Genomic DNA, 22,565 nt, shown 5'->3' with positions numbered 1-22,565 from the left:
AAAAACGGCTTATTTTAACATTTTTCCTTTTCGTTCAAAATGCATATGAAGCCGGTATTCGCAAATATCCTTTGTCATGGTATAGAGAGACTCAAGATCCTCGGGTTCAATGCTGAAATTCAAAGTAAAATAGCCATCCTTAAATCCTGCAGAATTTCCGGTCCATTTGTTCATTGGCATAGTTTCTATAAGCTTACTAATCTTCTTTTCATTGTACTCCCACAGATCTTTTCTATCAGCGAAATCTATCTGCTTTCTGTATGCGGCCTCCGTTAAGTAGCGATGGAAAAAAGGTGCTGCCTCGTTTGGCGATAATGGCTTATCCCAATTTTTAATTCCTCTATCAAGCATTGCTAGAATAACAACCATTTTATAGCTTTTGGTCATACTGTTATTCTCAATATCCTTCAGCCAATTTTGATAGTTCTTATAAACAGCTCTTTCTTTTGGTGACAGCTCATTGGCGTAGTCAAGAAATCCGTAATAGGACTGAAATTCCTTTTTGTATTGCCGGGAATCCATTATCCCGTGCAAGTGCAGTTCGAGATATGATGGTCTTCGGCCTAAATCTTGTTTAACATTCACATAAGCCTCTAAAAGCTGCTCTCTATGCGGCTGTCTTTTTCTTTTCATTTCTTTAAGCAAATCAATGACCTTCAGATCGAGTTCGAATTCAAACATTTGCGGAACGGATGCGATAACTTTTCCTTGTTTACTGGTTCCTTCTGTATCAAACACGCTCAATTTCACATCTGCATTTCGGTAATTGCCAATTAAATCAACGATTACGCACTTTTCTTTGTTTTTATGAAGCCTGAGACCCCGGCCTATTTGCTGGGTAAAAACGGTCAGCGATTCAGTCGGCCTTGCAAACAAAAGGGTATCAACAGAAGGAATATCCACTCCTTCATTAAAAAGATCAACTGTAAAAATAGCATCCAGTTCGCCATCCTCCAGCTGCCGTATTGCCTGTCCTCTGCTAATTTCCAGCTGTTTGGAATGCAAGCTTGCGGTTTTATAGCCATTCCGGTTAAAAAAGGAGGATAAATAGTCGGCTTGTACAATAGAAGAACAAAAACCAATCGTCCTTGTTTGCTTTCTTTCCTTCCAGGCGTTTAGTATTTTTTGTGCCATTTCATCCTTTAACTGTACCTGCAGCAGCTGCTGTTCGTCATATTTGTTGCCGAGCCACTTTATCCCGCTATAATCCGTTTCATCGTAAATGCCATAATAACGGAAGGGAGACAGCCACTGTCTTTTAATTGCTTCAAGAAAATCAATTTTATAAGCAATATTGCCATCACAGATTGCATACACGTCTTTGTTGTCATTTCGGTCTGGTGTAGCAGTAATCCCCAGTAAAAATTGGGGCTTAAAATAATTCAGTACCCGCTGATAGGAAGCTGCTGCCGCGTGATGGAATTCATCCACAACGATCAAGTCAAAACTGTCAGGACTGAACTGCCCTAAGTGAGGCTTCAGGCTCAAGGTATATATCGACGCAAATATCACATCTGCAGCATGTTCTTTCAATGAACCGTTATATAGCCCATATGATTTATCCGGCATAACCATCCTGAAGGTATTTTTTGCTTGATGAAGGATTTCTTCACGATGAGCAATAAAGAGTATTCTCTTAAAATTTTTGGCAAAGAATGCAGCTAAATAGGTTTTTCCAAGTCCAGTGGCCATAACAACCAGTGCTTTGTTATATTCCTCTTCCCGGGTCTTCTCAAGCTCCTCTAAAGCCTCTATTTGTGCAAAACGCGGTTTTATTATGTTGTAGTAGGCATCATCTTCCTTAACGACTGTAACACCATCATCCGCAGATTTCGGAAGCATAAGGTCCTTCTCTTCTGTTTCTGTCCAAGCCCTCGCCAAATGATGATTATTTCTGTGAAACTCATTATAATCTGATTCATATTGTTTTAGTGTCTCAGCATTTAAGCCCACCGTTTGATTTGAGTAAAACACATCAAGAAATTTATCCTCTGCAAGAGAATAAGTTTCAGAGTCATCTGCGACAGATAAATTCCACTCAACACCATTGGATAATGCTGACCTTGATAGATTTGAGGAACCTATTACAAAGCATCTTTCTTCTTTTCCACGAAACAGATAAGCTTTTGGATGAAATGATACTCCATTGCTTTTCCATAAACGAATTTCCAGGTTTTCATCTATCTCCAAAAGACTCTTCAAAGCTTCCGGCTGTGTGATATAAAGGTAATCGCCTGTGCATATTTTAATGTCTGCACCGCGCACTGCAGCCTCCTTCAAAGCCTCTTTTAGAAAGGAAACACCAGATTTCATGTTAAAGGATGTAAGAATACAGATAGCTTCTGCTTTTTTCATTTCCTTCAAAATATGCTGGCCGAGCTGATTAGTGATGAGCTCAATTTCACTCATTTTTAGTCTCAATCAGAAAAATTTTCTCCTTAAATCCGCCGCGTTTCTCTGCTTTCTTTTCACGAACTTCCTCCAGCTTTTCAAAGGAAGATCCATGCCTATCTGCAAGCGCATGAATAAGTTCCAGCAAATCCGCTAGTTCTTCTATAGCATCTTTATCGTTATTTGTATTCAGGTACTCTTCCAGCTCTTCTTTGAGCTTGTTTTTAAGCTCTTGCAGGAACTCTTGATCATCCAGTATTCTAGTAGAAAACTGGACTCCAGTATTAGCAATAATTTCTGGAATTCTATCTCGGACTAACTTATTATAAACCGGCAAAACGATTCCCCCTTTAATTATGACTCTCATTCACAAGGTAGTGGTAAAGCTTGCTCTCAATTGATGTTTCCATAACCATATCCATATGGACAACCGGCTGGCCGTCCTGCATTTTATCCTGCTGTACAGAGGTTTGGTCCGGAATGGCTTTACCTAAATAATAAAAATCGGCCCCTTCGTCATCATCCTTTTTCACAAAAATATGTAGATCAATTTCATTTTCTTTTGATTGAATGATAGTTTGCACTTCATTAGACAATAGGGTTCTATTGTTTCTTGTATACCATTTTAAAATGTCTGGACTTAAAAATTCATCACCATAATTAACACTTGTTTCTATTTCATCATTTTTATGATAGGTGATGAAAATCGGACAGGTTTGATGCTTCGTTTTGTAGCCATACATCGTGGAGCTTTCATCATTTCTCCAATTTAAAAGTTTGCAAACATCCTTCCTCGTATATTTTTTGTATAATGACAAATGCTGTCTACCTTCGTATTGTTTGCTCTTCACCATCGCAACTGAAAGAACATCTTGCACTAATGACCGAAAATACTCGTTGTTTAAAAGGCTAGATCTTATCTTCTGGTTAAAGAGGTAGGTGTCATTTTCGAATAAAACGATAGGTTCTTCGCCATACTTTTTTCTAGCTACTTGATTAAAAAAGCTCAAATCTAAAATATATTGGACAGATTGCAGTGTTGCCTGATCTGTTAAGCAATCATTTCCTGTTAATTGGTTTATGAAATTTTCACTATTAATCGGTCCTGTCGTGAGCAAGTGCAGCAATAAAAGAACTTCATGCTTTCTTTTTCCAGGCAATATTTCTTGAGAAAGCCAGGTTAGCACACTATTTTCATATGCAGTTAATGCAGGAGCATTGTCAGTAAACTTCAAGAGGAATTGATGGTAATTAACTTTGTAAGCAGCCTTTCCATCTACAATTACTGAAGGATCAATAGAATGGTTGATTACAAAATCGAATAAATAAGGAATTCGACCAATTCTATCTTTCAAGTTATGAAACGCCTCTTTTAGAAACTTCACATCTGCCAGACGGCTAGTATTAATGGATTTAAAAATCTGCTGCTTGGCTATTTCCTCAAAATTAATGGTGGATACACCTTTTAGATAGCTAGAATCTGTTGTGTGCCTGCGAATATTATCCTTATTAAGTGATTGATCGCCTGACAATGCAACTGGAATTAGGAAATTGTTTTTGTAATTGCCGATAAAATTAATAATGGTCACATATTCCTTAGTCTCATGCTTACGAAGTCCACGGCCCAGCTGCTGAATAAATATAATGCTAGATTGTGTTTGCCGCAGCATCACTACTTGGTTAATGCAGGGTATATCGATACCTTCATTAAAAATGTCAACTGTTAAAATATAATCGAGGGAACCTTCTTCAAGCTGAGCTACACTTTCCAATCTTTTTTCTTGAGAATCATCACCGGTTAAAGCAATTGTTCTGTAGCCTTTATTATTTAAAGCAATAGAAAGCTCTCTCGCTTCTTCTTTTCTGCTGCAAAACATGAGTCCTTTAACACTGTTCCCTGAATGTCCGTAATATTCTACTTTCTCGAGAATATGATTTACACGCTCTTCTGTCACTAGCTTGGTCAACAATGCTGTTTCATCTATAAGCCGTCCGTCTATCTCTACGTCTGTTACACCGAAGTAATGGAAAGGACAAAGCATATCTTCTTCAAGTGCTGCTTGCAGGCGAATTTCATATGCCACATTATAATCAAAGAGCTCATAAATGTTAAAATCATCACTCCTTTCTGGTGTGGCCGTCATGCCTAGCAGAAAGGATGGCTCAAAATAATTAATAACCTTATGATAGGAACTGGCTCCTGCTTTATGTACTTCATCAATCAATATATAATCAAAGTCTTTTGGAGAAAAAGACGATAACATATGGTCCTTTGAAATACTTTGAACCGTTGCAAATAAATACCTAGCCGTGACATTTCTTTCTGATCCAGATAAAATCCCAAAATCCTTATCTACCCCGCCAAGAACCTTTTGAAAATCCGACATCGCCTTTTTTAATATTTGTTCTCTGTGGACGATGAAAAGCATCCGCTTAGGATTGTACGCACGGACATCAAAAGCAGAAAGATAGGTTTTCCCTGTTCCTGTTGCAGAGATAATAAGGGCTTATTATTGGATTCTCTAAGCTCTTTAAGGCTTTCTAATGCAGCTATTTGCATCTTATTTGGAACAATAGAAAGAGCATCACTTATTGAGTTCGTTTGATAAGAACCTGGTAACTCTTTAATTTGTGATAACTCTTTTTTCATTTCTACTTCCTGATATACCTTTTCATATTCAGAAATCCATTCTTCTGTTAAGACCTTAGAATGGCCCCAAATTTCTTCGAATTGGTTTTTAAAGTGGTGCACGATTTCTCCATTTTCATGTGAAGTAAGTTTAACATTCCATTCATAATTCACCTTTAATGCATGCGCGGTTAGATTGGAGCTGCCGACAATTAAAGAATAATGAGTTCCATGATCAAAGATATAGCCTTTAGAGTGAAACCCCTTAATATCTGTGGTTCTTACTTCAAGATTTTCAATCTTCATTAATTCATGAAATACCTTGGGTTGATTAAAGTTTAAATATGTAGAAGTCAGTATTCTTCCTCGGACACCTTTTTGCTTTAGATCATATAAATGAGATTTTAGAGTCGCTAAACCACTCTCCGTGATAAATGCGACCGTGAAAATAAAGGATTTACTTAGAGCAAGTTCCTCTAAAATAGTGGTTAAAACATTTTCATTTTTTCTAACATTATTAACTAATAGCTTTGGCTTATAATTCCCTGAAATTTTATGCTCTTGGTCAATAAACCCTCTGTATAAAGAAGCTTCTAAATTGCTAATAATATTGTTCACTTTAGCTCCATTCAACATTTATTTTCCTTTAATTGTAATGCCAGGGATTTTTTTATGTCAATATATTGACATAAAGTATTCTTATTCATATTGTCATTTTCAACAGTCTTTTGGTCATTTTTAGGTAAAAATATTATTGAAAGTTTTCTAACGGTAATTGTCGAACGAAAATTTCAAGAATATTTTGATTGTAGTTTTTAAATGGCTTAATATTATATATGGAGTTTTATTATAAATTTTCTGGGAGTGGTGCCGATGTCTATTAATGTTTATATGAATTTCAACGGAAATACGAGAGACGCAGTGGAATTTTATTCAGAGGTTTTTAACACAGAGAAACCGCAGATTATGACCTTTGGAGAAGCACCACAGCATCCGGATTTTCCGCTCGCAGAGGAAGCAAAAAACCTGGTTATGCACGCAAGACTAACAATAAGCGGCAGTGCAGTAATGTTCTCCGATACTATGCCTGGTTCGCCTTATGTGGAAGGAAATAATGTCACCCTTACTTATAACAGTCAAAACGAGGAAGAACTAAAATCGGTGTTTAGCAAGCTGAGCAATGATGGCAAGGTTACCATGGAGCTGCAGGAAACATTCTTTAGCAAGCTTTATGGACAGCTAACTGATAAGTTCGGCATTCACTGGCAAATCAACTTTGACAACGGCGAAATGTGAAAGTAAATAATGAAAGAAGGATAGGCCGATTGCCTGCCCTTCTTTTTTTATTGCTTCAAATTATTCTAAAAGCAATATATTAAAATGTTAATAATTATCAGTTTAGATATATTATGTTAAAATTAAAGGATGAACACAACCTACAAAGAATCGTCTGATGAAAGAAAGTGATGTGAAAGTATGCTCAAAGGATTACTAGAGAAGCTGAAAAATCCTAAACAAAAAAGCTTGGAAACAGAAACAAAACCATTCAGCCAGGAGGAAATTGAAGCATTGGTGGATGCACGGCTAAAAGAGCATGCTGAATCTCTAAAACGTCCATCCTCTGCTGTTGAAGATTTATCTTTAACTGCCAAGCAAATAGAATTTGCTCTTTCTCTTATCGCTAAAATTGGTAATGAATACGTTCTTGCAACGGAGCCTGACAAGTTAACGTTAAAGGATCTTAATAAACTGATCGCTTACAATCGGTATAAAAATAAAGGTATTTTAATTAATTTAGCGAAAAAAGGTGTTTTGCGAAAGGTATAGAAAGATAACATTCCAAAAGTAATATCTTTACCAGCAAAAAGCCACTACAGTCATGAGATGAACTGTAATGGCTTTTTCATTATTTTATCCGCATATCGTTTGGCGTCAGAAATTTGCCATATATCCAGCCTGTTTTGTTTTTGTATTGTACCAGAGCCCAATGAGAGTATTTGCTGCCATTTCCCCAGTATACGTCTTTCAATAGGGTTCCCTTTGGCACGACGATCAGCGTTTTCGAACCCGTAGCAGCCTTAATATGGAGCCTCACATCTGATGTGGTCTTTGCCTTGCTTAAATATCGCACCAAATGCTCAGTAGAGATGTAAGCCGTTTTTCCTTTATACGTAATTAGGGCCCACTTCGTACCGTTGATAAAACCTTCAACGGCTGCAATGCTGTTTTTCTTCATGGATCCAAGCACAGTACTTTTCGTACTTGGCTTTGACCAAACTTTAATGCTCGATGCGGTTACTTTGTGGTAGGAAACAGAGTTTTGATAATCATCAGAAGAAGCCTGCACTTGTGCTGCATGTGTAAATGGAATGGCACCTGAAACAGACGTCAAAGTTAATCCGGCAGCAAACAAAGCATAAAGCGATTTTTTTCTTAATGAATTCATATAATATCCCCTTTCGCATGGAGCTGTTATTCTATACCCAGTTTAACCCAAATGTTATCTGAAAAGTTCATCATTTTCCAAAATGATTTGAAAGTTGGATTTGTGACAAAAACTAATGACTTTGTGGATAACCTTCATAGGATTTTCTAACTTCTGAATCGCAAAAAAGAAGCGTATAGTGAGTACGCTTCCGGAAGGTTATTCAGGAATTAAATAAAGTTAACAACCTAAAACGTTTATTCCTTTTAAAAATCAACTTTCTCTAGGTAAAGACCTTCTGCATAAGCCATGCGGCCCGTTTGAACTCTCTCTTTTGACTCTAGGATACCAGGTATACTTTCAGCCTCTATCTCACCTAAACCTACTTCTATCAATGTTCCTACCATTTTTCTTACCATATTATAAAGAAAACCATTGCCCCGCACTCTAATTTCAATGAATCCTGCATTTTCTTCTATTTCAATAGAATATATTTCACGGACCATCGACTTTTTCTTAGACTTTGCATTTGAAAAAGCAGTAAAATCATGTTTTCCAATAAAATATTGACAGGCAGCTTCCATTTTTGTGATATCCAGCTTTTGGTCAACATGCATACTGTACTTCCTCATAAAAGGATTGGTATATTGCTCGTTCCAGATCTTATATAAATACGTTTTTTCTTTGGCATTATAACGGGCATGAAAACGTTCTGGGACTGATATGACCTCAACAATACTGATATCCTGCGGTAAATATCTATTCAAGTATTCCATGATTTCAGATTCAGTTTTACCTTCACTCATTTTAAAATTGGCTATTTGAGCAAGAGCATGTACACCCGCATCTGTTCTGCCGCTTCCAATAATCTCAATCTTTTCCCCAGCCAGTTCTGTTAATACATTTTCAATTTTGCCTTGAATTGATTCATCACCGCTGCCGAGCCGCTGCCAGCCCTTATAGCGCCCGCCATCATATTGTATCGTCATTTTATAATTATTCATTGCTGCCTCCTGATTTCACTGCTTTAAACTGAATATCCCTAAAAAACAAAAGTCCTCATACAGTTTCATCTGTATGGGTAACATATGACTTATTCTTTAACGCACGAATTTCTTAATCAGCTATTAGAATTTATTTTACATGACTCTATACTCATCCATACTAGTGATAAAGCTTAGTGTATCTAGGTAGTAAACCTCATGCAATGAACCCTACATGAGTTACATAAAAATAGTGCCAACTCTTTTTATAGAAATCGGCACTTCATTTATTCCCTACGTTAATGTTATCGTGCCTCTTTTGGCGGCTGACAAACGTCACACTTACGCTGGTTATTATTTTTAAACTTCGTAAATGTTTTTTCAAAGTTGCTGCCACATGCACATTTTAATAATAACTTCTGAGAAAAACCGTGATATTCCGTCGTCAGAAGCTTGCTTTCCGAATTCTTTTCAACAAATTCCTTAATTTTATCAATCGTCCATCTTCTATTCATACTCTTGCACCTCCAAATTTTTCGCTATGCGGAGGCTTCTCTTGGCATCCGTTCCATCATAAGAAAAAGATTAATACTACTAAGTTCCTTATTATAGCATGTGCTGAATCAATTAAATAGATGTAATGGATCTTAAGCAAGTCAACGGCGGGTTGAGTGCCGTCTAGCCTGAAGAAATTAGGCACCCCTTTAATAAATGTTGTGATGCAAATCGTTTAATATTTTTTCAATGCTTGAGACAACGCAATTAATTAACATAAAATCACCTAAATACTTCGGTCTATCTTTCATTTCATACAATTCTTGTTGAAAGAAATGGAATCATTAAATATAATAATATATGATTTCTGAATAATTTGAACATTAAAATAATTACTAATAAAATAAGGGGGAATAGGAATGAAAACAAATTTGCAGCCAGAACCATCCAGTGAAGGAATATCCTCAAAATCTTTCCAGCGGCCAGATGCCTACGTGCTCATGTTCGTGATTGCACTTATCGCAGCCATTGCTTCCTACCTTGTTCCTGCAGGTGCATTCAAAAGAGTCGTGCATGGGGATATCACTTCTGTTATACCAGGCAGTTATCACACGATTGCACAAACTCCAGTTACCTTTGTTCAATTTTTTTCAGCATTCCCGCAAGGAATGGCTGCATCAGCTTCCATCATCTTTTTAGTACTGTTTACCGGCGGTACCATTGCCGTCCTTGAAAAAACGGGGGCCGTCAATAGTTTAATCCATTCTGTTGTTGACCGTTTTAAGACAAGACAACTTTTATTTATCGCAGCAGTCGGATTCTTATTTTCTATCTTGGGAACGACAGGAATTGTGGTAAACTCTGTTATCGGGTTTATTCCGCTTGGTTTATTGGTGGCTAGAGCTCTTAAATGGGATGCGATGGTTGGCGCAGCCATTATTTATTTAGGTACATATGCAGGGTTTAACGCTCAAATTTTATCTCCTACTCCTTTGGGTGTTTCACAGAAGATGGCTGAGCTTCCTATGTTTTCTGGGATGGGACTGCGGCTTGTTAACTATTTGGCCTTTATAGCTGTAACGATTGGGTATTTGTTTTGGTACTCAAAAAAACTGCAGAAAACAAATAAAAGCATACTGGGTGACGAATGGTTCCCGGACAAACGGGTGATTTCCGGTACTCTTGAAAAAATAACATTTCATTGGAAACATAAACTAATCTTGGCTATTACGGCTTTATTACTAATCCTCTATGTGTACGGAGCTTTTAAGCTCGGCTGGGCGGATAACGAAATGTCTGCCGTCTTTATTTTAATTGCAATTGCAGCAGGAATCATTGGCGGTTTAAGAATGAACGAGATTGCCAAAACGTTCATAGGCGGCTGTCAGAATCTAGTGTATGGTGCGTTAATTGTCGGGATGGCAAGATCAATTTCTGTTGTACTAACAGAAGGTAATTTATTAGATACAATCGTCAATTCTCTTGCCAGCTTATTACATGGATTAAGCCCGATATTCGGAGCAATCGGCATGTATCTCCTAAGTGCCTTTTTACACTTTTTTATTTCATCTGGAAGCGGAGAGGCTGTAGTTCTAATTCCAATTCTTACTCCTCTTGCTGATTTAATGCATATAACAAGGCAGGTCGCTATACAAGCGGTTATGGTCGGTGAAGGTGTCGTAAACTCCTTCAATCCAACATCTGGTGTTTTAATGGGAGTATTAGCTGCAAGCGGCATTCCATATTCGAAGTGGGTACGATTTGTACTCCCGTTAGTCGCCATGTGGTTTGTGATTGGATTAGTCATCATCGTCATTGGAGTGTTAATAAATTGGGGACCACATTAACCAATTTCAAGAAGGGGTACATAGGAACTTTGATATTGAATCAGCATTTTAAACACTTTCTATTTACACAGCTTAAAAGTTTGATATAAAAACTGCACACAGCGGAAAGATGAATCCGCCGCGTTCTGTTGCATGGATCTCCCTATTGGTAATTATTAAAGCTGGTGCCGGTCCAGTTCTAACATATCTTTAGGGGTCAATGATGGCTGATCCTTTTTATAAAACAGAATGAACCGGCCGTACTGGAGGTTTTATACATACCATGTTGATTCCTAATTACACATACAAATTTAGGATTGCCAAAAGTAAAGGAGAGGGAATTCCCTCTCCTTTGCTTTGTTTATGAAATTCTAAAACCGGGAGTTTTTATAGAGTAATAAAACTTACTTCCGCTTAACCTGAAAATGATGTTACAAAACTTCGCCATTCGTTTCAATTGCTTTTTTGTACCAATCGAAAGAGTCTTTCTTAAAGCGTTTCATGGTTCCTTTGCCTTCGTTGTCGCGATCGACGTAGATCATGCCGTAGCGCTTTTTCATTTCTCCGGTTGTGAAGGAGACAATGTCAATGATGCCCCATGGTGTATAACCTATTAAATCCACACCATCATACGCAACTGCCTTTTCCAATGCTTCAATATGCGATTTTAAATACTCAATTCTCGCAGCATCATGGACCGAACCATCCTCTTCCAGAACATCTGCAGCGCCAAAACCGTTTTCCACGATAAACAACGGAATTTGATAACGGTCATAGAATCGATTTAATGTGTAACGCAATCCTGTTGGGTCAATTGCCCATCCCCAGTCACTCGCTTTAATGTAAGGATTCTCTACGCCGTTTGGTAAGCCGCCGTTCACGATATCCCCTATATTGTCCTTTTTGACATCACTTTTTACCGTTGTGGACATATAATAGCTGAAGCCAAGATAATCGACAGTTCCATTCCGGAGAATTTCGTCATCTCCGTCTTCCATCTTAATGTTGAACCCTTCCCGTTCAAACTCCTTGAGCGCATAAGCCGGATAATAGCCGCGCACATGAACATCCGGGAAGAAATAACGCTGCCGCATTTCCTCTTCCGCAAGCATGATGTCTTCTGGATTGCAGGAATAAGGATAAATTGGCACATGCGACACCATCGCCCCAATTTGAAATTCAGGATTGATTTCCTTTCCCTTAGCCACCGCCAGCGCACTTGCTACTAACTCATGATGCGCAGTTTGATACATAACCTCTTTTGCATTTTCGCCTTCCTTCACCTCAACACCCGAGTTTGTCCATAAGAAAATCGGGTTGTTCACATCCATCTGGTTATTAATTTCATTAAACGTCATCCAGTATTTCACTTTATCCTTGTACCGTTTGAAGCATGTTTCTGCAAATTGAACAAAAAAGCCGACAACTTCGCGATTGCGGAAACCGCCATATTCCCGGGCTAGATGCAGCGACATCTCAAAATGCGACAAAGTAATGACAGGCTCGATGCCATGCTTCAGGAGCTCATCGAACACATCATCATAGAATTGCAGACCGGCTTCATTCGGTTCCGTTTCATCTCCCTTTGGAAAGATACGGCTCCAAGCTATCGAAGTCCGCAAGCATTTCAATCCCATTTCCGCAAACAAGGCAATATCTTCTTTATAGTGATGATAAAAATCAATTGCTTCATGGTTCGGATAAAATTCGTTCTCCTCAATGGCATCAGTAATTTTCCGGGGAACACCGTGTGCGCCGGCAGTCATTACATCAACAACGCTCGGTCCCTTGCCTCCTGCACTCCAGCCGCCTTCGAATTGGTGAGCAGCTAAAGCGCCGCCCCATAGAAAATCTTTCGGTAATTTACTCATTTCAAAAACCCTCCTATTTTACAACCGTAATTAATTTCTGATTTGATAGTAGTTTCTTTGTATTTTCACTAATAATTTCTTGGAATGATTGTGTATTTGTAATAATGACCGGCGTTACTGTTTTAAGGCCTTGTTTTTCAATCCATTCTTTATTAAACTCAATCAGCACCTCATCTTGATGGAATTTATCGCCTTCTTTCACCGTTAAATCAAATGGCTTGCCTTCTAATTTAACCGTATCAAGTCCAATATGAACGAGTACTTCCACGCCATTATTTGAACGGAGGCCAATGGCATGCTTGGTCGGTGCCACCATCACGGCAGTTCCATCAAACGGGCCATGCAATTTATTATCTGCCGGCTCTATGGCGATACCTTCACCCATTGCACCGGAGCTGAATACCGGATCCGGCACCTCTGACAATGGAATGACTGTCCCGCTTAGAGATGAATAAACAACTTCTTCATATTCATCAGGCTGGCTTACTACCCCAACCTGTTCTGCAGGTTCACTGTCTGTTTGTTTAGCTGTATCTTCCCCGTATCCAAAAATTCGAATCAAATAATCGGAAAAATAATAGCAATTGCCACGCCAATCAAGATTCCCCAGATGGATAAAGGGAATTTTGCATTGATTCCGTTTACAATTGTTAACTGCCCCGGCAGCCCTGCATAGGCAAAGTAATATGGATTGAAAAGGCTTGCTGCGATGGCTCCAAAAATACATCCAAACCAAAGATAAGATGTTTCTTAAATCTTAAAGTAACACCAAACGCAGCGGAAATCCTAATCCGCTGCGCTCTTTGTATGTATCTAATTATTGATAATTAATAAAAGCTGGTGCCGGGTCCATTTCGAGAACCTCTTTAGGGGTCATTAAAGGCTGATCATTCTTATAGAAGAGCTTGAACCCGCCGTACTGGATAGGCTGGTTTCGCACAAGCTGATGATATCCTGACCGTTTTAAGGCTGGAATTCCAAATCCATCATTATTTAAAACCACTTCCACATTTTTTGTCGGATGAATGGCGCTTTTATTGCTGATAATTTTGCCTGCAAATTGATGGACCACAACCACTTTGTCCGGAAGTCCGTTTTCTTTTGTTAAATTGGATACATATTCAATAGCTTCCTGTATCTCGTTACCATCCACATGTCCCAGATTCTCTCCAGGCACCTGCCCTTTACCCACATGAAACTCGGTATCTATCGCTAAATATACATTTGGCAGTTTTAAATACTTTTCTATTGATTTTACCTCGTTCATAACGGTGTCGCGGCCCAGCTGGACATCTAAAATCAATACAGCATTATTTTCTGTTGCCAGCTTCGCATATTTTTCGATGTCGGCAGTTGGTGTCGGGTGCACATAAAGACCCTTTGGTCCCGGAGTTCGCTGTGCAATAGTTGTGATCAATTCAATTGCAGGGATAGCAGGCCTCTTAGGGTCCAGTTCAGAATAAGCACGTGTTTGCTTCTTCAATTTATCCATTAAAGCTTGAGGACTATATTCCCCTAAAATCCCCATTTGTTTTGAATGGGGACTTCCATAATACGAAACAATTCTATATTTCTGGAGCGGCCCGTCTGTCTGATCTGACGCATCTTTTTGCAAGACTTGTCCTAAAGGAACACTTCTGTCCGTTGCATCTCCATGCGCCTCTGATTTTGGCATATTAGCTAACTGTTCTTTCGTATATTTCTTTTCTAACGGCTGTGCCTTCTGGGAAGGTCTGATAGCCTGATAGGAAGCCATATGCGGGAATCTCGGAGACTCTATTAATTCTTTAGTTACATTCTGCGAACTTATGACCGGCCTCTCTCTTAGCTCCGGCACTTCCTTTTGTGAAGTTGCAGTTTCTGAACAGCCGGTTAACAATAAATACGGGATGGCCGCCAAAGAAACTCCTGCCTTAATAATCTTTTTCACTTTATCCCACCTATTTTAGTAAATATGGTTTTTCTCCACTTACTGATTTTTATACTTTAAAACTCTACTATATATGTATTCAAAATAATTAAAAAGCGTCATATTACACATACCACATGCTGATTTTCCTAAACCACTGTAAAAAAATTCGATGCAGCATGGCATTTAGATTAAGCAAAGTAAAAAAGGAGAGGGAACTCCCTCTCCTGCCTGCATTAACAACACTAATCTTATCTTAAAGTCCCCATGAAGCCTTTTCTAGTTTCGTACGGAAGAAAAAGTTTAGGAACTGAATCAAAAAATAGAGACAAGTATCATTTTCTCAGAGATCAGCTGGGGCACAATTCCATAGAGACAACACAAAAATATACTAACCTTGCTAAAAAAGTAATATAAGCCGTTATGGAGGCCATTGAGTCCTCACGAAATGGTTAACGTGTTCATACGCTCATTCTAAACTATATAGGAGGATAAAGAATGAAAGATAAGAAACTGATTACAACTTATAAATAAGTACGAGAGTTTCCTTATGATGGGGGCTTTGTGGTTTGGATAAAAAACGGTGTTAACAGCGTTCTACTATACTTCTTATAACGCCCGTCTTTATGATTAAAATATAAAAACTTAAAAAATAAGGAAAGGGAGGTTAAGATGAAAATAGTAAACACAGAAAACGAAGTAAAAAGGAGGATGAATTTGAAAACAAAAAATGCATTAATGATATTGAGTATTGCTCTATTTATTTTATCTGGCTGCAGCAGTAATATAAAAGAAGAAACAAATCCTGTAAAAGACAATCCGAAGAACAGTGTATTTAATTTAGATAGGGATTCGATTAAAGACTTGCAAAACGGAGCTTTAAGAGGAACGCCATTAAAACTTGATAAGACCTTGAAGTTGAGCGATATAGAGAAAGATTGGGGCAAACCAGATGAGCATCGTGACTTGGAAGAACGCCAACTGTATCGGTATACGATTAAAAATCAAACGTTTTATATTTATGTAGATGAAATGAACGTGATAAACAATATTCAAGTAGAACTGAATGATTCAAAATCCGAGATTCTAAAGGTAATGGGCGAACCTTCAAAACCAGGTCACATCTTTATTTATGAAAAGAAAAATCATGTGATTCAATTTGAGAAATTTGATAAATGGAGACTCATTTTACGAACAAAATAAAGGGTGTCAGGTTGTATTATTACCTTTTCACAGGGAGCAAATCCTTCTCTATAGCTTCTTCTAAGTTAGATGAAGCCCAGGAAAAAGTGCAGCATTGGATTAAGCCACTTTCAGAAGGCATTGTCGGTGGAATACAATAAATTCAAAAAAAGATACTAACTAAATTACAAAAATAATATTCGGATAAATACTTAATATCCACTCTCAAAGCATTTGTGCTAAGCTATAACATCCGCTGAATGCTGCCGGGGAAGGTGACGGCTTTTATTGTTAATAGGTCATTATCGTATACAAAGTAAAGTTTAAGGAGGAAAAGAAACCATGAATCAAATTTCTTTTGAGTCTCTTCTTTTTGAAGATAATAAAACGGTAGAACCTCCCCCGCCTCTCTCTAGCCCTTTGGAGAATTTTATACTTACCCTTATATCAAAAGGTCAGATTAGTGCTAGAGATATCTGTGAACAATTGATAGAGCAAAATAAAATCTCAACCGAACGTTACTCCACTGATAAACCAAAAGATTTTCATAAAGTGTGTAAGATTTTAGATGGTTTTGTGGTACAGGGGAAATTGTCGTTATCTGAAGATAAAGAAAAAACGGACCGAATATACAAAGTGGAATAATTCCATATAATCCGGAGGACTATTGTGAAAAAGAAACAGAAAAAAGCTTTAGATGATTTAATTTGGGGTGCAATAGTTTTTTTAGTGTTTGGATATTATTCAAAACGAGCAATATCACCCTGGCTGCAGCAACCTTCTTCTTTTTGGTACTGAGCATAATTTTTTATAAGATTATAAGCTCTTTCCTTTATCAAAGGAGGCTCAAAAGAGCAGGGATCCAACAAATAGATAAAATGACAGGGCCCCAGCTTTTTGTGATATCTCCTGTGGAATTATATATAAAACTCTTCATCTTCTTAACTTCCCCCAGAATAACCCCATTTCAAATTATATGTAGGTTAGATAATGAAACAGTTGATATTATAAAGACCACACATATTAAACATATCTAATATGTGTGGTCTAATTCTGTTTCTTGTTCAACTAAAGCACATCTTAATTGAAGAACAAAGATATTAAAAGAACTCATATAATCCGTTTACAAAATAATCATATACCTTACTATCTATAATCTTTCCCCCGTACCCTTCAAAGAAAATTTGTTTATCTATTTCATTTTCAAATGCATTTGGTTTAGGGCGAATAGCCAATGATACGTCATATCTTGGGTCGCCATAGGTTCCAGTCCCCCAATCGATTACCCCCGTAATTTCTCCGTTGTAAACTAAAACATTATCAATCGTGTAATCTCCGTGAATTAGGGTTTGTTTACAATCATTGGGTTTATTCTTTTTAATTTTTTCTAATAATTCCTCAGTTCCATCTACCTTGTGATTTTTGAAGTTATATTCTCCCTGTATCAACATTTGGTCAAGCCAAGTTTGTTCGTGCATTAGTTCCTTCGGACAAGGGGTTGAATGAATTTGTGATAGGATTTTTCCAAAATTAAATATCATTTCTCTACGTTTTTCATTGTTTTTCTCATTGCATAAAGCTATTCTTAGACTTTCCCCCTCAAAGAACTCAAAGACAGCCCAACATTGTATTTGGTCTTTTTGTTGAATGAATTGCATTACTTTTGGAATAGGTAGTTTTGTTTCCTTAGCCAGACAGTTCATTACAGATATTTCTCTATTTAACCCCGAACAAAATAACTCTCCCTTTGTCCTTTTTATTACATAAAAACCTCGATTACTTTCAATTATCCCTACATTTGAAGTATAACCTTGTCGTGGAAAACTAATGGAATTTATTCCATTAATATATTCCTTTATTTCTATTGGAATCTCATGAATAAGCATTGGTTGCAATTGATTATTCACCCCGATTAAAAAGAGATTTTTCCACACCCGTTAGCCATCCATGAAGCGGAAAAATCATCGCTTCACCACAGAAAATGAAAATGGTTAGGAAGTGTCAATACTGATACAGACCTTTATTCAGTCAACCCTAATCCATAGACTTATTATTTACTCTCTCTCTCCTCTTTTCTTTTAACGTTTGAGTGAAGAAACTTATTTTCATGGTAGCTCAATAAGAATAGTGACATTTATTCCACAATCGTGCCTGTTGACTGAATAAGGAATTTTTCAATTCAAGTTTTCGTTTAGACAAAAGACAAAGTGATCATCTGGATCCAAGACGTGCAAATAATCAGCAACGTATCCACGCAACCACAGCACACCACAAATTCGTCTAAGATAGAAACCTTTCGGAAACCCGACATCTTCGGATAATATTTCCGATGCTATTGTAATGGAGCCATAGTGTGCACGATGTCGCCTAATAGGTTTCCCTGAATTACCTTCGGATTGATCCAGATACTCCAATCTCAAATGTGGTCCTAGCTCAATGGGGCATAATTTTAAGCCAGCCTGGTTCGCTTTTTTAAAAAGCTGGGGTATAGTAGCTCCTTCAGGAAAGCCAAGATTACGAACTTTCAGCTCAACAGCCCTCACACTGTATATCGTATCTGAAATAGTAAATTTATCATCTGCGAATAGCATCTCTCCAAACTTATTCATCAAAATAGAATGTTTTTGCAATTTTTTTAGAAGCTGCGACTTCGTAAGACCGCCAACCTTGACCGTTCTAATAAAAGTTGGGCAGTCGGGGTATATTTTATCTCTTTCAACACTCATAAAGTCACTCCTGCACGAATTGGTTTTATAAGCTTATGAGCAATCTGTCTCGAGGGCTGAACAAAAGATAATCTCTTCAGTAAACTCTTAAACACCTCATATTTCATTTCTTCATTCAAAAATAAATATCCTTCTTGAGCTATCTGTTCCATTAGCAGAACAAGAAAAGCGACTGCTCTTATTGAACAATCGCACCCTTTACAGTCCTTAAACGCTTATCTATATCACCAGCAAAGTCGTCGGCCTTATTTAACTGCCGGTATGCCTGGGTCGGCGTGATGGATAAAGCCAATCACTGTCCACATTGACGGCATAGCCGTATATTTCCTGGAAGCAGTTTTCAAGGTACATTTCTCTGATTTTTTGTGTTTTTCCTTCTTTGATGCGCAGTATCTTCGTGTACTTTCCTTTCAAATTCAGAATCTGTTTGGTTTTGTAAAAGATCTCCAACTCTCTGACCGGTTTAACAGCCCATGACAAACAGAATATAATCACGTTCTGAACAATGGCGTTTAAGCTCCCGCTTCATATCTTCCAGCTGCTGCTTGTTCCGAATGGGCTGTCGTTTTTTATAAGGTTCATGATTTTGTCCCTTCTTTTCCAAGGTTTACAGAATCATACCATCTATATACTCCAAGTTCCCACCCTTATATCGATCTATAATACTGACTTGATAAAAGCATATATAGGAAGGAAAGTTAATATTATTTACATAATAACCCCAAATTTGGATCTTTTGCAGGTCAAATAATAAATGAAGTATTGGAGGCCAGAAAATGTTTATTCACATAGTTCAGCGGGGTGACTCTTTATTTTCAATAAGTAGAAGTTATGATTCTACTATTGACCAGATACGTAGTGTCAACGGGTTAGAGGAAACTAATATCGTTCCAGGTCAAGCTCTCCTTATTCCACTTTATATATATACTGTTCAGCTGGGCGACACACTAATTAGTATTGCAAGAAAAGCATTTGTTCCCTTAGAAAAATTAAGAGCAGCCAATCCCTTAATAAACCCCAATTCATTACAACCAGGAATGAAATTAACAATTCCTAATATATCAGATTATCTTGCAAGTACTTTGAGTTTTTATGTTGTGCGAAATCCAGATTTAGATCGTACATTGATTAGGGACTTTGCACCTTACTCAACTTTAATTTCTATTTTTGAATACCATATTGCTGCAAATGGAGCTATTACAAATGATCTAAATGATTTAGCTGCTATTGAAGAGACTTGGAAAAACAAAGTTACACCACTTGCAACCATTACTAATCTCACTCCGGAAGGTTTCAGTACCGAACTTGTTCATCAAGTGCTAAATAATTCAACAGCAAGAACAAATCTTGTCAATAATATTTTTAATTTGGTATCTAGAAAGGGGTACGGTGGAGTAAATATTGACTTTGAGCGTGTAAGTGCTGAGGATAGGGATCTTTTTACAGGATTTTTACATCAATTAAGGGACCGCCTTGCACCAAAAGGATATGTGTTAACAATAGCTCTTCCCGCTAAAACAAGCGAAGATATCCCCTGGTTAAGAGGCTACGATTATGGAGGAATTGGGGCTGTGGTTAATTTTATGTTTATCATGGCTTATGATTGGCATCATGCTGGGAGTGAACCTGGTCCTGTAGCACCAATTACTGAAGTTAGAAGAACAATTGAATTTGCCATAGAAAGGGTACCAAGAAGAAAAATTATACTTGGGATACCTCTATACGGATACGATTGGATAATACCATATAGACCAGGGACAGTTGCACCAGGTATATCAAACCAGAGCGCAATTGAAACAGCAATGAGGTACCAGTCACCTATACAATATTCAGAAGAATATGAATCTCCATTCTTTCGGTATAGAGATCAGGAAGGACAATTACATGAAGTTTGGTTCGAAGATGTCAGAAGTATCAGCGAACAGATGATATTAGTTCGAGAGTATGGTTTACAAGGGATAGGCGCATGGCAATTAACACTTGGATTTACGGCAGGACCTTGGCTTTTAACAAAGTTTTTCACCATAAAAAAGGTATAAGATTGGTACCTATATTCATTTAATATTATTAAAACTTAATTGGTCACCTACACTTACCTTCATGATTACGCTCATTTTTTAATTCTAAATCCTCTTATGTAAATTTATAACAAAAGTGTTCCACTTTTTTATAATAAGGTTACCTGTTTAAAATAACCTTATTAATAAAACCAATTCACATAATTTGAATTTTTGCCCAATTGACTGAGCAGCTAAAAGGATCTTCCGCCGAAGATCCTTTTTCAGTACCGATATGTACGCTAACCAGCCCGTTAATGGACAAACCAAAAAGCTGCCGAAGCAGCCAAACATTCTTAAACGAACGCACCCTTTAGTTACACCCGGGGATCAAATTCTCAAATTCAGAGATATGTAAATAAGTTCCTAAAGGATCTTTGTTTATGGTTTAATAATTTAAAGGTGAGGTGAAGGAATGTTTTCTAGAAAGATTGTATCTGCGTCTCTTTCCAGTACGTTGTTTGCCATAGTCCTTTCCTTGATAATGGCAACCTTTTATAGGGAATCATGGATAGTCGGTCAAAACTATTTTATTTCAACGGCTGCAATACTTAATATTTTCTTATTGTATTTATTTCCAGCAGTCCTTATATATGGGGTAATAGCCTCAATTATTAGTGATACTATTGCTGAGTTTCTAGCAAAGAAGAGGCACAACCAATATATGGTGCTGATTATTTCTGGGATACTGCACATTCTATTTGGACTTGTACAAACAAAATAATTACTACATATCCTAAATATATCACCTTTTGTTCTTCCACTAACCTCCCCATTAGTGAAAAAAGAAGCAATGTTGCTAAGTGGCTAATATCAATTTATTAATTGTTTGATACTTGTTTTTCCATTATCAGATAATAAGTATTCAATATAGGGCTTTTGTACCTGCATTTGTTCATTTAGCTCTCGACCTGGATTTGCAACGAATGACGCAGTACATAAGAAGAATAAACTTGCCCTCGCTATCGCGATAGGTAACAGTTCAATCTCGCTAGTTGTTAAAGGACCATACCCTTTCAAGAAATGTTCCCCCAATTTTTTTTTATTCTTTTCATTTCTAATAGTCCAAAGAAAGTAAGCTATATCGTGAATACGTTCTCCTTTTTGAAGAAAGTCAAAATCAAGGATATATTTTATTTCATTTTTATCATTAAACAATACATTCCAAGGATGCCAGTCTCCGTGGATAACAACCTTTTTTAAAGAATCTCCATTTAAACACGACCACTCGTTCATAACCTTTTCATAAAGTCTTTCAACCTCTGTTATAAGGGGAGGTTCGTGTATGTACCTTTGAAGTTTTACCAACTGATAAATCCCCTGTTTTAACACTCGATGTGATGGATAGTTGGACCAATTTGGGGTAGGAATCTCTTCCTCCCTAATTAAAGCATTATGAAACTTTTTCAGTAAATTGCCACATCGGTAAACCTGTTCGTTGGAAAATATAAAAGGGATTCCCTGAACAAAAGGCGTTATCTGAACAAATCTGTTATGTAATGTAGAAAAGTAACTACCGTTAGTTGTATTTAAAGGTGTCAGTACAGGAATGTCCTGCTCTATCAATTTTTTTAACAAGTGCTTTTCAGCCAGTAGATGTATTTCACTACTCAAACCAGAATGTACACGGATTACATAGTTTCCTATAGTAGTATTAATTTTTAGATTAACATTAAACAATCCACCTAATTCTCCGTCGATAGTTACTAATTCACCAATTTTATATTGTTCGCACAGTTTTTCTATTTCATTTTTGTTCGGTATGTATCGTAACATTGGCTCCTTTTTCAGTTGTTCTAATAAACAATCCATTATCCAATTCCTCCTTTTGATGTATAGTATACTTCTTTAAGAAGGTCTCAACTTCCTGCAAACTCATTCGGACGCTAGTTACACTAACTCCCTCAATAAACAAACATTTATCTCTTAATTACGCATTTTTTCACCATATTGCTATCTAACTTGTTTTACTTTGAAGATTTGATTAGAGAGAAAAGAACACAATCAAGCAGTTTACGAAGAAAATGAGCGCAAGAAACTAGCCAACCTTCGGTTAATTTCAAAAAGTTGG

19 protein-coding genes and 2 pseudogenes are annotated in these 22,565 nt (G+C 37.3%); 8 read left to right on the top strand and 13 right to left on the bottom strand.

The window, feature by feature from the left end; all coding sequences use genetic code 11:
* Nucleotides 1-9 precede the first annotated feature (9 nt).
* The 3 genes and pseudogenes from BIV59_RS16670 to BIV59_RS16660 all read right to left on the bottom strand — a co-directional run bounded on the left by BIV59_RS16670 (nucleotide 10) and on the right by BIV59_RS16660 (nucleotide 5,638).
* Complete coding sequence (locus tag BIV59_RS16670; protein ID WP_071352585.1) at nucleotides 10-2,409, bottom strand: DEAD/DEAH box helicase family protein; 2,400 nt, start codon at nucleotides 2,407-2,409, stop codon at nucleotides 10-12.
* Entirely contained in the window at nucleotides 2,402-2,728 is a 327-nt protein-coding gene (locus BIV59_RS16665; protein WP_071352584.1) for a nucleoside triphosphate pyrophosphohydrolase, read from the bottom strand. Before BIV59_RS16665 ends, BIV59_RS16670 begins: the two co-directional genes overlap by 8 nt.
* A 13-nt stretch (nucleotides 2,729-2,741) precedes the next feature.
* Nucleotides 2,742-5,638: pseudogene (locus BIV59_RS16660) on the bottom strand (DEAD/DEAH box helicase).
* Nucleotides 5,639-5,893: 255 nt separating this feature from the next.
* Here BIV59_RS16660 and BIV59_RS16655 point away from each other — a divergent pair.
* Nucleotides 5,894-6,316 carry a VOC family protein gene (locus BIV59_RS16655; RefSeq protein ID WP_071352583.1) on the top strand — a complete coding sequence of 141 codons (423 nt, stop codon included), beginning with the start codon at nucleotides 5,894-5,896 and terminating at the stop codon, nucleotides 6,314-6,316.
* 180 nt (nucleotides 6,317-6,496) lie between these two features.
* Complete coding sequence (locus BIV59_RS16650) at nucleotides 6,497-6,847, top strand: ABC transporter ATP-binding protein (protein WP_071352582.1); 351 nt, start codon at nucleotides 6,497-6,499, stop codon at nucleotides 6,845-6,847.
* Between the two features lie 79 nt (nucleotides 6,848-6,926).
* On the opposite strand, the gene BIV59_RS16645 is transcribed toward BIV59_RS16650, so the two are convergent.
* The 3 genes from BIV59_RS16645 to BIV59_RS16635 form a co-directional block, all read right to left on the bottom strand.
* Nucleotides 6,927-7,466 (bottom strand): SH3 domain-containing protein, encoded by a 540-nt coding sequence (locus BIV59_RS16645; RefSeq protein ID WP_071352581.1) that lies wholly within the window; start codon nucleotides 7,464-7,466, stop codon nucleotides 6,927-6,929.
* A 245-nt stretch (nucleotides 7,467-7,711) separates the two neighbouring features.
* Nucleotides 7,712-8,449: a tRNA pseudouridine(38-40) synthase TruA gene (truA, locus tag BIV59_RS16640; RefSeq protein WP_071352580.1), complete on the bottom strand. Its 738-nt coding sequence runs from the start codon at nucleotides 8,447-8,449 to the stop codon at nucleotides 7,712-7,714.
* Nucleotides 8,450-8,733: 284 nt separating this feature from the next.
* Nucleotides 8,734-8,943, bottom strand: coding sequence for a hypothetical protein (locus BIV59_RS16635; RefSeq protein ID WP_071352579.1), 210 nt, complete (start codon nucleotides 8,941-8,943; stop codon nucleotides 8,734-8,736).
* A 399-nt stretch (nucleotides 8,944-9,342) separates the two neighbouring features.
* On the opposite strand from BIV59_RS16635, the gene BIV59_RS16630 reads away from it, so the two are divergent.
* Entirely contained in the window at nucleotides 9,343-10,770 is a 1,428-nt protein-coding gene (locus BIV59_RS16630) for a YfcC family protein (protein WP_071352578.1), read from the top strand.
* A 410-nt stretch (nucleotides 10,771-11,180) separates the two neighbouring features.
* On the opposite strand, the gene bglA is transcribed toward BIV59_RS16630, so the two are convergent.
* The 3 genes from bglA to BIV59_RS16615 all read right to left on the bottom strand — a co-directional run bounded on the left by bglA (nucleotide 11,181) and on the right by BIV59_RS16615 (nucleotide 14,550).
* Nucleotides 11,181-12,620, bottom strand: coding sequence for a 6-phospho-beta-glucosidase BglA (gene bglA, locus BIV59_RS16625; protein WP_071352577.1), 1,440 nt, complete (start codon nucleotides 12,618-12,620; stop codon nucleotides 11,181-11,183).
* A gap of 13 nt (nucleotides 12,621-12,633) precedes the next feature.
* On the bottom strand, nucleotides 12,634-13,182 hold the full coding sequence (locus tag BIV59_RS16620) for a PTS sugar transporter subunit IIA (protein ID WP_240501930.1): 549 nt from the start codon (nucleotides 13,180-13,182) through the stop codon (nucleotides 12,634-12,636).
* 255 nt (nucleotides 13,183-13,437) lie between these two features.
* Nucleotides 13,438-14,550: a hypothetical protein gene (locus tag BIV59_RS16615; RefSeq protein WP_071352575.1), complete on the bottom strand. Its 1,113-nt coding sequence runs from the start codon at nucleotides 14,548-14,550 to the stop codon at nucleotides 13,438-13,440.
* Nucleotides 14,551-15,201: 651 nt separating this feature from the next.
* On the opposite strand from BIV59_RS16615, the gene BIV59_RS16610 reads away from it, so the two are divergent.
* The 3 genes from BIV59_RS16610 to BIV59_RS24265 all read left to right on the top strand — a co-directional run bounded on the left by BIV59_RS16610 (nucleotide 15,202) and on the right by BIV59_RS24265 (nucleotide 16,509).
* The gene (locus BIV59_RS16610; RefSeq protein ID WP_071352574.1) at nucleotides 15,202-15,732 is read left to right on the top strand and encodes a hypothetical protein; all 531 of its coding nucleotides are present in this window, start codon (nucleotides 15,202-15,204) and stop codon (nucleotides 15,730-15,732) included.
* Nucleotides 15,733-16,053: 321 nt separating this feature from the next.
* Nucleotides 16,054-16,356: a DUF3895 domain-containing protein gene (locus tag BIV59_RS16605; RefSeq protein WP_071352573.1), complete on the top strand. Its 303-nt coding sequence runs from the start codon at nucleotides 16,054-16,056 to the stop codon at nucleotides 16,354-16,356.
* Between the two features lie 24 nt (nucleotides 16,357-16,380).
* Nucleotides 16,381-16,509, top strand: coding sequence for a hypothetical protein (locus BIV59_RS24265; RefSeq protein ID WP_276205151.1), 129 nt, complete (start codon nucleotides 16,381-16,383; stop codon nucleotides 16,507-16,509).
* Nucleotides 16,510-16,811: 302 nt separating this feature from the next.
* Here BIV59_RS24265 and BIV59_RS16600 read toward each other — a convergent pair whose 3' ends face one another.
* The 3 genes and pseudogenes from BIV59_RS16600 to BIV59_RS24100 all read right to left on the bottom strand — a co-directional run.
* Nucleotides 16,812-17,597, bottom strand: a complete 786-nt coding sequence (locus tag BIV59_RS16600; protein ID WP_240501932.1) for a phosphotransferase family protein — start codon at nucleotides 17,595-17,597, stop codon at nucleotides 16,812-16,814.
* A 288-nt stretch (nucleotides 17,598-17,885) separates the two neighbouring features.
* Complete coding sequence (locus tag BIV59_RS16595; RefSeq protein ID WP_071352572.1) at nucleotides 17,886-18,437, bottom strand: helicase; 552 nt, start codon at nucleotides 18,435-18,437, stop codon at nucleotides 17,886-17,888.
* Between the two features lie 226 nt (nucleotides 18,438-18,663).
* A pseudogene (locus BIV59_RS24100) lies at nucleotides 18,664-18,966 on the bottom strand (site-specific integrase); the annotation flags it as partial.
* 247 nt (nucleotides 18,967-19,213) lie between these two features.
* On the opposite strand from BIV59_RS24100, the gene BIV59_RS16590 reads away from it, so the two are divergent.
* Entirely contained in the window at nucleotides 19,214-20,476 is a 1,263-nt protein-coding gene (locus BIV59_RS16590) for a glycoside hydrolase family 18 protein (RefSeq protein WP_071352571.1), read from the top strand.
* A gap of 433 nt (nucleotides 20,477-20,909) precedes the next feature.
* Complete coding sequence (locus BIV59_RS16585; RefSeq protein WP_071352570.1) at nucleotides 20,910-21,218, top strand: hypothetical protein; 309 nt, start codon at nucleotides 20,910-20,912, stop codon at nucleotides 21,216-21,218.
* A gap of 89 nt (nucleotides 21,219-21,307) precedes the next feature.
* Here the strand turns inward: BIV59_RS16585 and BIV59_RS16580 are convergent, their stop codons facing one another.
* Nucleotides 21,308-22,306, bottom strand: a complete 999-nt coding sequence (locus BIV59_RS16580) for a phosphotransferase (protein ID WP_071352569.1) — start codon at nucleotides 22,304-22,306, stop codon at nucleotides 21,308-21,310.
* Nucleotides 22,307-22,565 lie beyond the last annotated feature (259 nt).

The organism is Bacillus sp. MUM 13 (assembly GCF_001866725.1).
Taxonomy (GTDB): Bacteria; Bacillota; Bacilli; order Bacillales; family DSM-1321; genus Peribacillus.
The sequence above is the reverse complement of the archived record's forward strand: the minus strand, read 5'-3'. Positions and strand labels throughout refer to the sequence as shown.